At 64.2% G+C, this 15,418-nt stretch carries 10 protein-coding genes; 1 reads left to right on the forward strand and 9 read right to left on the reverse strand.

The window, feature by feature from the left end; genetic code table 11:
• Nucleotides 1–75: 75 nt before the first annotated feature.
• From ACNH6H_RS21895 to ACNH6H_RS21915, 5 genes are all read right to left on the reverse strand, one after another.
• Complete coding sequence (locus tag ACNH6H_RS21895; RefSeq protein WP_418320400.1) at nt 76–3,891, reverse strand: nitrate reductase subunit alpha; 3,816 nt, start codon at nt 3,889–3,891, stop codon at nt 76–78.
• A gap of 49 nt (nt 3,892–3,940) precedes the next feature.
• A complete protein-coding gene (locus tag ACNH6H_RS21900; RefSeq protein WP_418320401.1) occupies nt 3,941–5,599 on the reverse strand; it encodes an MFS transporter in 1,659 nt (552 codons plus the stop codon).
• A 25-nt stretch (nt 5,600–5,624) separates the two neighbouring features.
• Nucleotides 5,625–6,884 carry an MFS transporter gene (locus ACNH6H_RS21905; protein ID WP_418320402.1) on the reverse strand — a complete coding sequence of 420 codons (1,260 nt, stop codon included), beginning with the start codon at nt 6,882–6,884 and terminating at the stop codon, nt 5,625–5,627.
• Between the two features lie 216 nt (nt 6,885–7,100).
• Entirely contained in the window at nt 7,101–7,787 is a 687-nt protein-coding gene (locus ACNH6H_RS21910; protein ID WP_418320403.1) for a response regulator, read from the reverse strand.
• Nucleotides 7,788–7,798: 11 nt separating this feature from the next.
• A complete protein-coding gene (locus tag ACNH6H_RS21915; RefSeq protein WP_418320404.1) occupies nt 7,799–9,721 on the reverse strand; it encodes a type IV pili methyl-accepting chemotaxis transducer N-terminal domain-containing protein in 1,923 nt (640 codons plus the stop codon).
• A gap of 95 nt (nt 9,722–9,816) precedes the next feature.
• Here ACNH6H_RS21915 and ACNH6H_RS21920 point away from each other — a divergent pair, with 95 nt between their 5' ends.
• Nucleotides 9,817–10,989 carry a PA0069 family radical SAM protein gene (locus ACNH6H_RS21920; RefSeq protein WP_418320405.1) on the forward strand — a complete coding sequence of 391 codons (1,173 nt, stop codon included), beginning with the start codon at nt 9,817–9,819 and terminating at the stop codon, nt 10,987–10,989.
• Nucleotides 10,990–11,025: 36 nt separating this feature from the next.
• On the opposite strand, the gene dnaJ is transcribed toward ACNH6H_RS21920, so the two are convergent.
• The 4 genes from dnaJ to ACNH6H_RS21940 form a co-directional block, all read right to left on the reverse strand.
• The gene (gene dnaJ, locus ACNH6H_RS21925; protein WP_418320406.1) at nt 11,026–12,162 is read right to left on the reverse strand and encodes a molecular chaperone DnaJ; all 1,137 of its coding nucleotides are present in this window, start codon (nt 12,160–12,162) and stop codon (nt 11,026–11,028) included.
• Nucleotides 12,163–12,261: 99 nt separating this feature from the next.
• Nucleotides 12,262–14,226: a molecular chaperone DnaK gene (gene dnaK, locus ACNH6H_RS21930; protein ID WP_418320407.1), complete on the reverse strand. Its 1,965-nt coding sequence runs from the start codon at nt 14,224–14,226 to the stop codon at nt 12,262–12,264.
• A 100-nt stretch (nt 14,227–14,326) separates the two neighbouring features.
• Entirely contained in the window at nt 14,327–14,866 is a 540-nt protein-coding gene (gene grpE / locus ACNH6H_RS21935) for a nucleotide exchange factor GrpE (RefSeq protein WP_418320408.1), read from the reverse strand.
• Between the two features lie 115 nt (nt 14,867–14,981).
• The gene (locus tag ACNH6H_RS21940) at nt 14,982–15,407 is read right to left on the reverse strand and encodes an RNA-binding S4 domain-containing protein (protein WP_418320409.1); all 426 of its coding nucleotides are present in this window, start codon (nt 15,405–15,407) and stop codon (nt 14,982–14,984) included.
• Nucleotides 15,408–15,418: the final 11 nt, after the last annotated feature.

Below are 15,418 nucleotides of genomic sequence, written 5' to 3' on the forward strand. Positions count from 1 at the left end.
ATGAAGGGGCCCTTCCGTGACCCCGGGAGGCCAACGCCCCCTTGGGGGGCAGCGAGCGAACGCGAGTTTGGGGGTTCATGCGACCTCTCCTTGCGATTGCACGGGTTTGACCAGTTCCTGGCCGACCGGCGTATCGAGCCAGTCGATCTTGTTCATCTTGCGCACGACGACAAATTCGTCGCGGTTCGTGCCGATCGTCCCGTAGTAGTTGAAGCTGTAGCTGAACTGCGCATAACCGCCGATCATGTGGGTCGGCTTCAGCACGATGCGGGTCACCGAGTTGTGGATGCCGCCTCGCGCCCCGGTGATCTCGGAGCCCGGTGTGTTGACGATCTTTTCCTGTGCGTGGTACATCATCACCATGCCGGGTTTGACGCGCTGACTGACCACCGCGCGGGCCGCGATCGCGCCGTTGATGTTGAACAGCTCGATCCAGTCGTTGTCGACGATGCCGGCGCGTTTCGCATCGTCCTCGCTGATCCAGACGCACGGTCCGCCGCGGCTCAGCGTCAGCATCAGCAGGTTGTCGGTATAGGTGCTGTGGATGCCCCATTTCTGGTGCGGCGTGATGAAGTTCAGCGCGATCTCCGGGTTGCCGTTCGGCTTGATGCCCTGGATACCGGCGGTCGTCTTCAGGTCGACCGGCGGGCGGTAGCTGCTGAAGCCTTCGCCGAAGGCAATCATCCACGGGTGGTCCATGTAGAACTGCTGCCGCCCGGTCAGCGTCCGCCACGGGATCAGTTCATGGACATTGGTATAGCCGGCGTTGTACGAGACGGTTTCGCTCTCGATACCGCTCCAGGTCGGTGAGCTGATGATCTTGCGCGGTTGAGCCTGGATGTCGCGGAAGCGGATCTTCTCGTCTTCGCGATGCAAGGCCAGATGGGAGTGGTCGATGCCGGTCTGCTTGCTCAATGCCTGCCATGCCTTGACAGCAACATGGCCATTGGTTTCCGGCGCGAGTTGCAGGATGACCTCGGCGGCATCGATGTCGGTCTCGATCTTCGGCATGCCGCAGCTCACGCCCTCCGCGCTGATGAGGCCGCTCAGTTCGCCGAGTTGCCTCACTTCGGTCTGCGTATTCCAGGCGATGCCCTTGCCGCCATTGCCGACCTTGTTCATCAGCGGGCCGAGCGCGGTGAAGCGCTTGTACAGGTTCGGATAGTCGCGTTCGACGACCGCCATGTTCGGTCCGGTCTTGCCGGGAATCAGCTCGCATTCACCGCGCTTCCAGTCCTTCACGTCGAAGGGTTGCGCCAGCTCGGCCGGGCTGTCGTGCATCAGCGGGCTCAACACGAGTTCGTGTTCGACGCCGAGGTGTCCGACGCACAGTTCGCTGAACTTTTCGGCGAATCCCTTGTAGATGTCCCAGTCGCTGCGCGATTGCCAGGCCGGATCGACCGCGGTCGACAGCGGATGGATGAACGGGTGCATGTCGCTGGTATTGAGGTCATTCTTCTCGTACCAGGTCGCGGTGGGCAATACGATGTCGCTGTACAGACAGGTCGTGCTCATGCGGAAGTCGAGCGTGACCAGCAGGTCGAGCTTGCCTTCCGGCGCCTTGTCATGCCAGACGACTTCTTTCGGCTTCGCGTCTTCGGTGCCGAGGTCCTTGCCCTGCACGCCGTTGCTGGTGCCGAGCAGGTGTTTCAGAAAATATTCATGGCCCTTGCCCGATGAACCGAGCAGGTTCGATCGCCAGACAAACAGGTTGCGCGGCCAGTTGTCCGGGTGATCGGGATCGGTGCAGCTCATCTTCAACGAGCCGTCCTGCAGGCTCTTGACGGCATAGTCACGTGCTTCCATGCCGGCCAACGCCGCATCCCGCACGACATGCAGCGGGTTGGTCTGCAACTGTGGTGCCGACGGCAGCCAGCCCATGCGTTCGGCGCGCACGTTGTAGTCGATCATGCTGCCGCCGTAGAGCTTCTTGTCGGCCAGCGGGGAAACCACCTCGGCAAGGTCGAGCTTCTCGTAGCGCCACTGGTCGGTATGGGCGTAGAAGAAGCTGGTGCTGTTCATCTGCCGCGGCGGGCGGATCCAGTCGAGCGCGAAGGCCAGCGCGGTCCAGCCTGTTTGTGGCCGCAGCTTTTCCTGGCCGACGTAATGCGCCCAGCCGCCGCCGCTCTTGCCGATGCAGCCGCACATCATCAACATGTTGATGACGCCACGGTAGTTCATGTCGCTGTGGTACCAGTGGTTCATCGCCGCACCGATGATCACCATCGACCGCCCCTGCGTCTTGTCGGCGTTGTCGGCAAACTGGCGGGCCACCGTGATCAGCTGCGCACGCGGCGTGCCGGTGATCTTTTCCTGCCAGGCCGGCGTATACGGCGTGTCGTCGTCAAAACTCCGTGCTGCCAGTTCGCCGGGCAGGCCACGCGCGATGCCGTAGTTGGCGACCTGCAGGTCGAATACCGTGGCGACCAGCGCCTCGCGTTTTTCGCCCTCCTTGCCGAGCGCGATCCGGCGCACCGGGACGGTGCGGATCAGCACTTCGGTCTGCACGTTGTTGGCGAAGTTCTCGCTTTCGATACCGCCGAAATACGGGAAGCCGACCTTGGCGGTATCGGCGCTCGGGTATTTGCCGTCGAGCACCGACAGCGCGAGCCTGACCTCGTTGCCATGCCGTGCCTCCTTGGCTTCGAGATTCCACTGGCCCTGGTCGGCGCGGCCATCGGGACCCCAGCGGAAACCGATCGCACCCTGGGGCAGCACGACCTTGCCGACCTCGTCGAAGGCGACGGTTTTCCATTCCGGATTGTTGGCCTGGCCGAGTTTGCCGTTGAAATCCGACGCGCGGACATAGCGGTCCGGCACCGTGATGACGTCGCCATTCGGCAGCGCATGCTCCTTCAGCATCACCAGCATCGGCATGTCGGTGTAGCGGCGCACGTAGTCGTCGAAATACGCGCTGCGTTCCCCCTTCTCGGGAAAGTAGAACTCCTTCAGGATCACGTGGCCCATCGCCATCGCGACCGCCGCATCGGTGCCTTGCTTCGGGTTCATCCAGATGTCGGCCAGCTTCGCGACTTCCGAATAATCGGGCGTCACCGCCACCGTCTTGGTTCCCTTGTAGCGGACCTCGGTGAAGAAGTGGGCGTCCGGCGTGCGCGTCTGCGGAACGTTCGATCCCCAGGCGATGATGTAGCTCGAGTTGTACCAGTCGGCCGACTCGGGCACGTCGGTCTGCTCGCCCCAGATCTGCGGGCTTGCCGGCGGCAGGTCGCAGTACCAGTCGTAGAAACTCATGCACACGCCACCGATCAGGCTCAGGTAGCGGCTGCCCGCCGCATAGCTGACCATCGACATCGCCGGGATCGGCGAAAAGCCGATCACGCGATCCGGGCCATGACGCTTGATCGTGTAGATATTGGCAGCGGCGATGATCTCGTTGACCTCGTCCCATGTCGAGCGGACGAAGCCGCCGAGACCACGGATCTTCTGGTAGTCGCGGCGCTTCGTGTCGTCCTCGACGATGCTCGCCCAGGCGTCGACCGGTTCATGGTTCAGCCGCGCCTCGCGCCAGCTTTTCAGCAAGCGGCCACGCACCATCGGATATTTGACGCGATTGGCGCTGTACAGATACCAGCTGTAGCTGGCGCCGCGCGCGCAGCCGCGTGGCTCGTGATTGGGCATGTCCCAGCGGGTGCGCGGATAGTCGGTCTGCTGTGTTTCCCAGGTGACGATGCCGCCCTTGACGTAGATCTTCCAGGAGCACGAGCCGGTGCAGTTGACGCCGTGCGTCGAGCGCACGATCTTGTCGTGAGCCCAGCGGTTGCGGTAGGCGTCCTCCCAGGTGCGGTCTTCACCGGTGGTGACGCCATGCTCGCCCGAAAAGGATTCGCGCGGCTGCTGGAAATAGCTCAGTCGATCGAGAAAGTGGCTCATCGGATACCTCTCTGGAATTTTTTGTCGGCTGGCGGGTTGCTGCGCGAGTTCAAGGGTTCTTCACGTAGGCGTCGCTGCGCAGGTAGAACCACCAGTTCAGCAGCAGGCACAGCGCATAGAAGACCGCGAAGCCGTACATCGCGGTTTGTGGTGTGCCGGCCTTGATCTGCTCGCCGATCACCACCGGTGCGATGAAGGCGCCGTAGGCGGCGACAGCCGAGGTCCAGCCGAGCACCGGCCCGGCCTGCTGGCGGTCGAAGATCACGCCGATGGTGCGGAAGGTGCTTCCGTTGCCGATGCCGCTGGCGGCAAACAACACGACGAACAAGGCCATGAAGATCAGGAAATACTGCTCCGGCGTTGCCGACTGGTAGGCCAGCAGCATCACGTAGCCGACCGCGGCTGAAGCAAGCACCATCACCGCCGAGATCCACTGCGTGACGATCGAGCCGCCGACCTTGTCCGAGATCCAGCCGCCGACCGGCCGAATCAGGGCGCCGACGAAGGGGCCGATCCAGGCATAGGTCAGAGCCGACGGCGCATTCGGATTTTTCACCGTGTGGGTCATCACACCGGCGGCATCAGGCATGTGCTGGAAGCCGAAGATCACCGTGATCGACAGCGGCAATGCCATCGAGAAGCCGATGAACGATCCGAAGGTGACGATGTACAAGGCCGTCATCGACCAGGTGTGCTTGTCGCGGAAGATCGCGAACTGCTTGGCGATGTTTTCCTTCATCGCGCCGAAGGCGGCGAGCTTCATCACCAGCAAGGTGCTGATGACGATCAGTGGCATCGCCAGCCACATGTTCAGCACGCCCAGCCCGGTTGGCGCCGGCAGGTACAGGTACAGGCCGCCGATCGCCGGCACGAAGGCCAGCGTATAAAGCCAGGTGATCTTCATGAACGCGACGACGGGCGAGCCGGTGTCCGGCGAGATCGTCTTCAGGTTGTTCATGCCGAACCAGCACAGCGCGGCCAGCGGCACCAGCGACAGCACCCAGGCGAAACCCGCGTTCTGGATCCAGGTCGGCGTGCCGGCTGTGATCTTGCCGAAGATCCAGCCGCTGTCCTTCGCGAGCGTCATCGGCTCGCCGCCAAAACTGCCGAGGAGACCGACCGTCATCACCAGCGGGATCACGATCTGCATCGTCGTCACGCCGAAATTGCCGAGGCCGGCATTCAGGCCAAGCGCCGTGCCCTGCAGCCGCTTCGGAAAGAAGGTGCTGATGTTCGACATCGAACTGGCGAAGTTGCCGCCGCCGACGCCCGACCACAGCGCGAGCAACTGGAACACCCACAGCGGCCAGTCGGTGTGCTGCAACGCGATGCCGGTGCCGATCGCCGGCGCCAGCAGCATCGCCGTGGTCAGGAAGATGGTGTTGCGCCCGCCGGCCAGCCGGATCAGGAAGGATGCCGGGATGCGCATCGTCGCGCCGGCCAGGCCGGCGATCGCCGTCAGCGTGAACAACTGGGCCTGGCTGAACGGAAAGCCCAGGTTCAGCATCTGCACGGTGATGATTCCCCACATCAGCCACACCGCGAAACCGCACAGCAGTGCCGGTATCGAGATGAAGAGGTTGCGGTAGGCGATTCGCTTGCCCTTGCTTTCCCAGAAGACCGGGTCCTCTGGCCGCCAGTCGGCAATGTCGGCGCCGCTGTCGGGCGGGCCCGGCACGACGGGGGTTTTTGATGCGACGGTGGTCATTGGTTTTCCTTTCGATGAGCGGCGCTCAGCCTTGCAGGCTGAAGCCCTTGGCTTCGCTGCCCATCACTTCGGTGCGGCGGACTTCGGTCCAGTACATCCAGATCAGCGAGACCCAGACGACGCCGTACATCAGCATGAAAGCGCTGGAGCGGATGCCGGTGATGTCGACCAGCGCGCCGAACAGGATCGGCAGCACGAAGCCGCCCATGCCGCCGGCCAGACCGACGATGCCGCTGACCGTGCCGATGTGGGTCGGATAGTCGTTGGCGATATATTTGAAGACGCTGGCCTTGCCGAACGCGAAGGCGACGCCCAAGGTGAACATCAGTGCAGTGAAGACGTAGACGTTCAGGCCGATGTGGAAGGTCGCGCTTCCATCGACGGTCAGCACCGTGAACTCGGTTTGCGGATAGGACAGCAGGAACAGGCAGATCCAGCTGACCCACATCACCCACCAGGTGACGCTGTGTGCGCCGTATTTGTCCGACAGCCAGCCGCCGACCGCACGCAGCACGCCGCCCGGCAGCGAAAAGCAGGCCGCGAGCAATGCCGCGACGCGGATGTCCAGGCCATACTCGAAGACGTAGTACTGCACCATCCACAGCGCCAGCGCGACATAACCGCCGAACACGATGCTGTAGTACTGGCAGTACTTCAGCACCTTCGGGTCCTTCAGCAGCTTCAGCTGGTCGCGCAACTTGACGTTCGACGGCACGACATGTGTCGGGTCGGTTGCGCTGAAAAACCAGAACAGCACCACGGTGCCGAGCATGATCGCGGCATAGACCTTTGGCACCATCGTCCAGCCAAAGCCGACGAGCAGCACTGGTGCGAGGAACTTGTTGACCGCAGCGCCCGCATTGCCGGCGCCGAAGACACCCATCGCGAAACCCTGCCGGTTCTTCGGGAACCAGCGTGCAACATACGGCGTGCCGACCGAAAACGATCCGCCGGCCAGGCCGACGAACAGGCCGATCACCAGGAACTGCCAGTACTCGGTGGCGTAGTTCATCAGCCAGATCGCCGGCACCGTGACCGCGAGCAGGATCGTCATCACGATGCGGCCGCCGTAGCGGTCGGTCCAGATGCCCAGCGGCACGCGGCTGAGCGAGCCTGTCAGCACCGGCATCGCGGTCAGCAGACCGAATTCGGTGGCATTCAGACCCAGCGTCTCCTTGATCGGTATGCCGATCACGCCAAACATCATCCACACCATGAAGCTCACGGTGAACGCGAGCGTGCTGACGAGCAGCACTGCGATCGCGCGGCTGTTGCTGGTGGTCATTGCGAAGTCCGTTGCCTTGCCATGTAACGGACTTTAGAAATCACCTTCCGCTTTCGGAATCCTTCTGAAGACCTGCGCAGCGGGTGCAGAAGGACGATGTGCCGGTGGCTGCCATCGTCCGGAAGAACTAGGGACTTGCCCGAGATCGGTCTGCACGCGAACGAGCACAGCCCTCGCCCGACCAGCGCGGGCGGCTGCGCTGGTCGGGTCAGGATGTCAGGCCAGGCCGGACTCGGTGGCGATCACCGCGGCGTGCACGCGCGAACTGACATCGAGTTTGCGCAGGATGTGCTGGACGTGGATCTTCACCGTCGTTTCCGCGATTCCGAGCGTGCGTGCAATTTCCTTGTTGGCCTGCCCCTTCGTGATGCCACCAAGGATTTCGCGTTCCCGTGCCGACAAGGTTTCGATCGGCGAGCTCGCGTCGGCGGCCGGCTTGTCCGGCGCTTTCGGTTGCGGCAAGCCGGCGCCTCGGAAGGCGGCAACCAGCTTGCCGGTCATCTCCTCGGCAACGACATGGTCGCCGCGCATCGCCCGCTTGATCGCACTCGCCAGCGCGTCGCCATCCATCGTCTTCAGCAGATAGCCACAGGCGCCGCCGTGCAGCGCTGCGGCAAGATCCTGCTCGTCTTCACTGACGGTCAGCATCATGATCCGCACGCCCGGCGAGGCTTCGAGCAGGCCGGGCAGCGCGTCGACGCCATTGACCCCGGGCAGGTGGTTGTCGAGCAGGATCAGGTCGGGCGTCAGTTCGGCCGTTCGCCGCTGCGCCTCGCCGGCATCGCCGGCATCGCCGATCACTTCGAATTGCGGGTCGCGATTCAGCAAGGCGGTCAGGCCGCGGCGGAAAAGCGTGTGGTCGTCGACGACGAGGATGCGGATGTCGGCAGTTTTTTCGATCATCGGGTGTCCGTTCAGGCGATGGCCTCTTCCGTTTCAGCCACCGTTGTTGCGGCATCGGACTGGCGGGTCGGCAAGCAGAGCACGACCGACGTGCCGCGGCCGGGAGTCGACAGCACATCCAGGCTCGCACCCAGACGGGCAGCGCGCTCCTTCATGATGCGCAGGCCGACGTGGGTTTCATCGTCCGGGTCTCGTTCGGGCGAAAACCCGATGCCGTCGTCGCGCACCTCGAACCGCCAGGTTGGCTGCTGGTCGATATCGAGCCAGACCTGGCTCGCCCGGGCATGTTTGCGCACATTCGACAGCGCTTCCTGCACGATGTGCAGCACCTGCACCTGGGTGTCCGGCGGCAGCGGCAGGCCATGGCCACGCATCGTCAGCCTGGCACTCTGACCCGACTGGTGCTCGAACTTGCGCAGCGTCGTCTGCAACGCCGGCTCGATATCCTCGCCATTGGTTCGGGTGCGGAAATGGATCAGCAATTCACGCACGTCGCCATAACTCTCACGCACGCCGAGGTCGATTTCCTCGAGCGCATGATCGATTTCAGCCGCATCGCCGGCATCCAGCGCCTCGCGCAGCAGTTGCACCTGGATCTTCAGGAAGGCGAGGGACTGCGCAATCGAATCGTGCAATTCGCCGGCCAGCATGCTGCGCTCCTGCGCGACTGCTGCCTCGACTTCCAGCGAACCGAGCCGCAGGTTTTCCATCGCCCCGGCCAGCTGGACTGTCAGTGCCTCGAGCAGCGACCGTTCGGCATCGGCCAGCTCGTGCTGTGCATGGAAGAACAGGTCGACCTCACCCATCTGCCGGCCGTGCAGCCGGATCGGAAGCGCCACCAGCGTGTTGAAGTTCGCCTCTGCGCAATGGCTCAGCGGGGCCGGCTGGTCGGAGCGAATCGGGATCACCCGCGCCGCTGCTGCTGCCGTTGCGGGCGCCCCGCAGTGGCACTCGCCGGCAGTCAGGCAATGTTCTGCTTCGAGCATCGCAGCGGGCAGGCGATGCGAGGCCAGCATCAGATGGCGTTGCTGGCCTTCGTCTGACCAGCGCAGCGCGACGCCGTCGGCACGGGCGATGCTGGCAATGCTGCGGGCGAAGCCGCCGGCGAGCTGGTCGAGCGTGACCGCACGGTTGACGAGATTGGTCACCTCGTAGAGGCTTTCGAGACGCTGGTGCTTGTCGACCAGTTGCGCGGTCTTTTCGCGAACCCGCTCCTCGAGGTTCTGGTAGACCGTTTGCAGCCGGTCGGCCATCTGGTTGAATCCGTCGGCCAGCGTGCCGAATTCATCGGTGCTGTCGAGCTCGACCCGGGCGCCGAGTTCGCCGGCCTGAACCCGCCGGGCGGCGGCTTTCAACTGGCCGACCGGCTCGAGGACAAAGCGGTGGCCGACGTAGACCAGTGCGCCGGTTCCGGTGACCGCCAGCGCGAGCAGGAACAGCTGCAGCAGGTTCATCATCGCCGACCCTTGCGCCAGTCGTTGCTCGATGGCGGCGACCAGTTCGCCGACCAGGCCGACAAACAACGACGCCTCGCGCTCGAGCACCGCGTCTGCCGTGGTGGCGCCGGTGGCTGCGAGCAAGTGCCGACGGTATTGCGCCCACGCCTCTTCGACCACCGCAAACTGCTCGTGCACCTGCAGGCTCCACGGAACGGCCAGCGGCCGCGCCGGGTCGCCTTCGCGCAGCAGCGCCAGGCTGTCGTCGAAGGCGGCGGCCTGGCGTTCGAGCAGGATCCGGTTGCCAGCCCGGGCGCTCAACACCAGCCGGTAGGCCTGCATCCGCATGCTGCCGGCTTCATTGACGGCAGCCGCGCCGCCTTCCAGCTGCGAAGACATCCAGACCAGCGCGGCGATCGAGACCGTCGCCAGCATCAGGAATGGTGCGGCGATCAGCGCCAGCTTGGCGCCCAGAGTCCAGTGACGCTGTGTCTGCATGCAGGCAGCGTATGCCGCCGCGGCGTTGCCGACCTTGACCTGCGTCAGAGCTTCGCTCTTGCCGCCATGCCAAAGACTGTATATATTTACAGTATATGAAGCACCGCCGTCGCATCGACCTGATTCCGGCCGCTCCGGACGCCCTGCCGTCAACAGTGAAGGGCAGGGGCACGGCCTGGGCAATCGAGCACCGCTTCGGCGAGACCAGCCACGACCAGTTCGACGACGGCTGGGGCGCCCTCGACCAGCTTGCCGAGTTGGAGGTGTTGCCGCCGCAGACCCAGGTGATCGAGGAAACGGTAAAAACCATCCTGACCGCCAACGAGTCACCCGACATCAATTTCGACCTGTCGATCAACCCCTACCGCGGTTGCGAACACGGCTGCATCTACTGCTTTGCGCGGCCGACGCACAGCTACCTGAACCTGTCGCCCGGCCTCGATTTCGAAACCCGGATCATCGCGAAGCACAATGCCGCGGAGCGCCTCGAGCAGGCCCTGAACCACCCCCGTTACCAGCCAAAGCTGCTGAACATCGGTTCGGCAACCGATGCCTATCAGCCGGTCGAGCGTGAGCTGCGCATCACCCGCAGTGTCATCGAGGTGCTGAGCCGCTACCGCCATCCGTTTTCGCTGGTAACGAAATCATCCGGCGTCGAGCGCGACCTCGATCTGTTGCGGCCGCTGGCGGAACAGCGCGGCGTCGCGGTCTATGTCTCGTTGACAACGCTCGATCCGGCGCTGGCGCGCATCATGGAGCCGCGGGCGGCGGCGCCGCACCGCCGGCTGCGCACGATCCGCAGCCTCGCCGAGGCCGGCATACCGGTCGGCGTCAGCATCTCGCCGATGATCCCGTTCATCAACGAACCCGAACTCGAGCGGCTGCTCGAGGCGGCGGCCGAGGCCGGCGCCGGGTCGGCGTTCATGGTCGTGCTGCGCCTGCCATGGGAGGTCAACCCACTGTTCCAGCGGTGGCTGGACGACCACTTCCCGGATCGCGCGGCGCGTGTGATGGCCCGCGTGCGCGAAATCCATGGCGGCAAGGACTACAACGCCCGCTTCGGTACCCGGCAGCGCGGCAGCGGGGTCTGGGCCGAACTGCTGCAGCAGCGTTTCGACAAGGCCTGCATCCGCTACGGGCTCGGGCTGCAGCGGCGCGAACTCGATTTGTCGCAGTTCCGCCGTCCATCCGGGCAGGCAGCCGCTGGCGATCGGCCGGCCAGCTCGACCGCTGCGCAGAACCGGCCGCAACAGGCTTCGCTGTTCTGACCGCGGCATGCCGGTGTGTCCGGCACGCCCGATCACTTACTTGAACAGGTCCTTGACCCGATCCGACCAGGATTTCGACGTCGGCGAATGCTTGTCGCCACCCTTGCGGAAGGATTCGTCGAGTTCCTTCAGCAGCTTGCGCTGGTGCTCGGTCAGCTTGACCGGCGTCTCGACGCTGACGTGGCAATACAGGTCGCCGGGATAACTCGAGCGCACGCCCTTGATGCCCTTGCCGCGCAGCCGGAAGGTCTTGCCGTGCTGGGTGCCTTCGGGCAGCTCGATTTCGGCCTTGCCGTTCAGTGTCGGCACCTCGATCGTGCCGCCCAGTGCAACCGTCGTCAGCGATACCGGCACGCTGCAATGCAGATCGTCGCCATCACGTTCGAAGATCTCGTGCGGCTTGATGCGGATCTCGATGTACAGGTCGCCCGGCGGGCCGCCGTTGGTTCCGGGCTCGCCATTGCCGGCCGATCGGATCCGCATGCCTTCGTTGATGCCGGCCGGAATCCGCACTTCCAGCGTCTTGTTCTTCTTCACCTTGCCCTGCCCGTGGCAGGTCATGCAGGGTTCCGGAATGATCTTGCCGCTGCCGCGGCAATGCGGGCAGGTCTGCTGGATGCTGAAGAAGCCCTGCCGCATCGTCACCTGGCCGCTGCCGCTGCAGGTTGCGCAGACCTTCGGTGTCGTGCCAGGTTTCGCCCCGCTGCCGTCGCAGGTCTCGCAGTTGTCCCAGGTCGGAATGCGGATCTGGCTTTCCTTGCCGTTGGCCGCCTCTTCGAGCGTGATCTCCATCGCATACGACAGGTCGCTGCCGCGGTAGACCTGCGCTCCGCCGCCGCGACGCTGGCCACCGGCGCCGAAGATGTCGCCGAAGATGTCGCCGAAAGCCTCGGCAAAACCGCCGAAGCCGTCTGCGCCCGGTCCGCCGCGGCCCATGTTCGGATCGACGCCGGCATGGCCGAACTGGTCGTAGGCGGCCCGCTTCTGCGGGTCGCTGAGCATTTCGTAGGCTTCCTTGGCCTCCTTGAATTCGTCCTCGGCCTTCTTCGCACCGTCCCCCTGATTGCGGTCAGGGTGGTGTTTCATCGCCAGCTTGCGGTAAGCCTTCTTGATCTCTTCTTCACTCGCGTTGCGGGCGACGCCGAGCACGTTGTAATAGTCACGCTTTGCCATCTTCTGAGCCTTTGAAACACAAAGCCCCCCGTTCGCCGCCAGGCGCACGGGGGAGCTCTTGCCGGCCCCGGATCAGCGGGGCCGACCGTTGGGCAGTGCTTATTTCTTGTCCTTGACCTCGGTGAACTCGGCATCGACGACATCGTCGTCGCCGGCCTTCGCCGACTGGCCGGCACCCGCACCGCCAGCCTGGCCCGCACCGGGCTGCTCCGCACCGGCCGCCGCCGCACCGGCTGCCGCCTGCGCATCGGCATAAACCTTCTCGCCGAGTTTCTGGCTGGCCGCCATCAGCGCTTCGGTCTTGGCTTCGATGACTGCCTTGTCGTCGCTCTTCAGCGATTCCTCGGCTTCCTTCAGCGCGGTCTCGATCTTCTCCTTCTCGCCGGCCTCGAGCTTGTCACCGTGTTCGCCAAGGCTCTTGCGAACGCTGTGCACCATGGCATCGGCCGAATTGCGGGCCTGGATCAGTTCGAGCTTCTTCTTGTCCTCGGCCGCGTTCATTTCCGCGTCCTTGACCATCTTCTCGATCTCGGATTCGCTCAGGCCCGAGTTGGCCTTGATCGTGATCTTGTTTTCCTTGCCGGTTCCCTTGTCCTTCGCGCCGACGTGCAGGATGCCGTTGGCGTCGATGTCGAAGGTGACCTCGATCTGCGGCGTGCCGCGCGGCGCCGGCGGAATGCCCTCGAGGTTGAACTCGCCGAGGCTCTTGTTGCCCGACGCCATCTCGCGCTCGCCCTGGTAAACCTTGATCGTCACTGCCGGCTGGTTGTCGTCGGCGGTGCTGAAGGTCTGCTGGAACTTGGTCGGGATGGTCGTGTTCTTCTTGATCATCTTCGTCATCACGCCGCCCAGGGTCTCGATGCCCAGGCTCAGCGGGGTGACGTCGAGCAGCAGCACGTCCTTGCGGTCCCCACCGAGCACCTGGCCCTGGATCGCGGCACCGACGGCAACCGCCTCATCGGGGTTGACGTCCTTGCGCGGCTCCTTGCCGAAGAATTCCTTGACCTTCTCCTGCACCTTCGGCATGCGCGACATGCCGCCGACCAGGATCACGTCGTCGATCGCGCTGACGGCGACACCGGCATCCTTGATCGCGGTGCGGCACGGCGCGATCGTGCGGTCGATCAGGTCCTCGACCAGCGCCTCGAGCTTGGCACGGCTCAGCTTGATGTTCAGGTGCTTCGGACCCGACGCATCTGCGGTCACGTACGGCAGGTTGATGTCGGTCTGCGCGCTGTTCGACAGTTCGATCTTCGCCTTCTCGGCCGCCTCCTTCAGGCGCTGCAGCGCGAGCACGTCCTTGCCCAGATCGACGCCTTGCTCCTTCTTGAACTCGGCAATGATGTAGTCGATGATGCGCTGGTCGAAGTCCTCGCCACCGAGGAAGGTGTCGCCGTTGGTCGACAGCACCTCGAACTGCTTTTCGCCGTCGACATCGGCGATCTCGATGATCGAGATGTCGAAGGTGCCGCCACCGAGGTCATAGACGGCGATCTTGCGGTCGCCCTTTTCCTTCTTGTCGAGGCCGAATGCCAGCGCAGCCGCGGTCGGCTCGTTGATGATGCGCTTGACGTCGAGACCGGCAATCCGGCCGGCGTCCTTGGTTGCCTGGCGCTGTGCGTCGTTGAAATACGCAGGCACCGTGATCACCGCTTCGGTGACCGGCTCGCCGAGGTAGTCTTCGGCGGTCTTCTTCATCTTGCGCAGCACTTCGGCGCTGACCTGCGGCGGCGCGAGCTTGTTGCCGCGCACCTCGACCCAGGCGTCGCCGTTGTCGGCCGCGACGATCTTGTAGGGCATCAGGTCGATGTCCTTCTGCACTTCCTTCTCGGTGAACTTGCGACCGATCAGGCGCTTGACGGCATACAGCGTGTTGCGCGGGTTGGTGACGGCCTGGCGCTTCGCCGAAGCGCCGACCAGGATCTCGCCGTCTTCCTGGTACGCGATGATCGACGGCGTGGTGCGGGCACCTTCCGAGTTCTCGATCACCTTGGTGGTGTTGCCTTCCATGACGGAGACACACGAGTTCGTCGTGCCCAGGTCGATGCCGATGATTTTGGCCATGTTGTTGCTCCTCTGGCGGAAAATTGTGTTGCGGGTAACTTGTGGATAACCAGGCCGTTTTTCAAGGGAGCGACGTGCGCTCCGGGCCCTGTGGACAGACTTATTTCGGTGCCGACACCGTGACCAGTGCCGGACGCAGGATGCGGTCGGCGATCAGGTAACCCTTCTGCAGTACCGCGACGACGGTATTCGGCTCCTGCGTCGACTCGGCCGGCAGCGGCACGACGCTGATCGCCTGGTGCTGGTGCGGATCGAACTTGTCGCCGGCTGCCGGGTTGATCTCGACCACCTTGTTGCGCTCGAGCGCGGTCGACAGCTGGCGCAGCGTCGCGTGCACGCCTTCGAGCATCTGCTCCGGGCCGGCGTCGGGCGCGCCGATCGCGGCCTCGAGGCTGTCCTTCACCGGCAGCAGCGCCTCGGCGAATGATTCGATCGCAAACTTTCGCGATTTGCTCATCTCCTCCTCGGCCCGGCGGCGGGTATTTTCAGCCTCGGCCTTCGCGCGCAGGTAGGCATCGGCGACATCGGCGTGTTTCGCCTCCAGTTCGCTGTATTTCTGCTGCCAGTCGACGGCCGGCTGTTCAGAAGTGGCCGATTCGTTGATTTCCGTCTGGTTTTCAGGGTTTTCGGGTGTGGCCATGGTGCTGGTATCTGGTTTTCGCAAACTTCGAATGGCCACTATCTCGGGACCATCCCCCTGATTTCAAGAGGGCCAAAACGACGGATGTGCGTAAATTTCCGCCGCGCGCCGCCCGCTAGGTATCCGCATCGTCGACGCTGGCGCTCCAGCGATGCCAGTCGGCGAGATCGCGGCGGTCACGTTTGGTCGGCCGGCCCTGCTCGATGGTGGTTGACGGTTCCGGCGCCAGCCGGCGCTGCTCGGCGGCTCGTTCGCGCTCGGCGATGCTTTGCGCCGTCTCCTGGTACAGCCCCTGCGCGATGCTCGCCGGCCCGCGCACCGCGCTCAGCGCCTGCACCTCGACGGTGCGTCGCTGTGGGCCCTGCTGCAATTCGATCAGGTCGCCGACGCGAACCAGGCGCGACGCCTTCGCCGACTGGCCGTTGACCAGCACCCGGCCTTTCGCGATCTGCTCGCTGGCCAGGGCCCGGGTCTTGTAGAAACGGGCGGCCCACAGCCATTTGTCGAGCCGTGGCGGATCCGGGGCCGGCTTGTCGCTCATCGCTTGTCCCG

Source organism: Pseudideonella sakaiensis (assembly GCF_048320135.1).
GTDB lineage: Bacteria > Pseudomonadota > Gammaproteobacteria > Burkholderiales > Burkholderiaceae_C > Ideonella_A > Ideonella_A sakaiensis_A.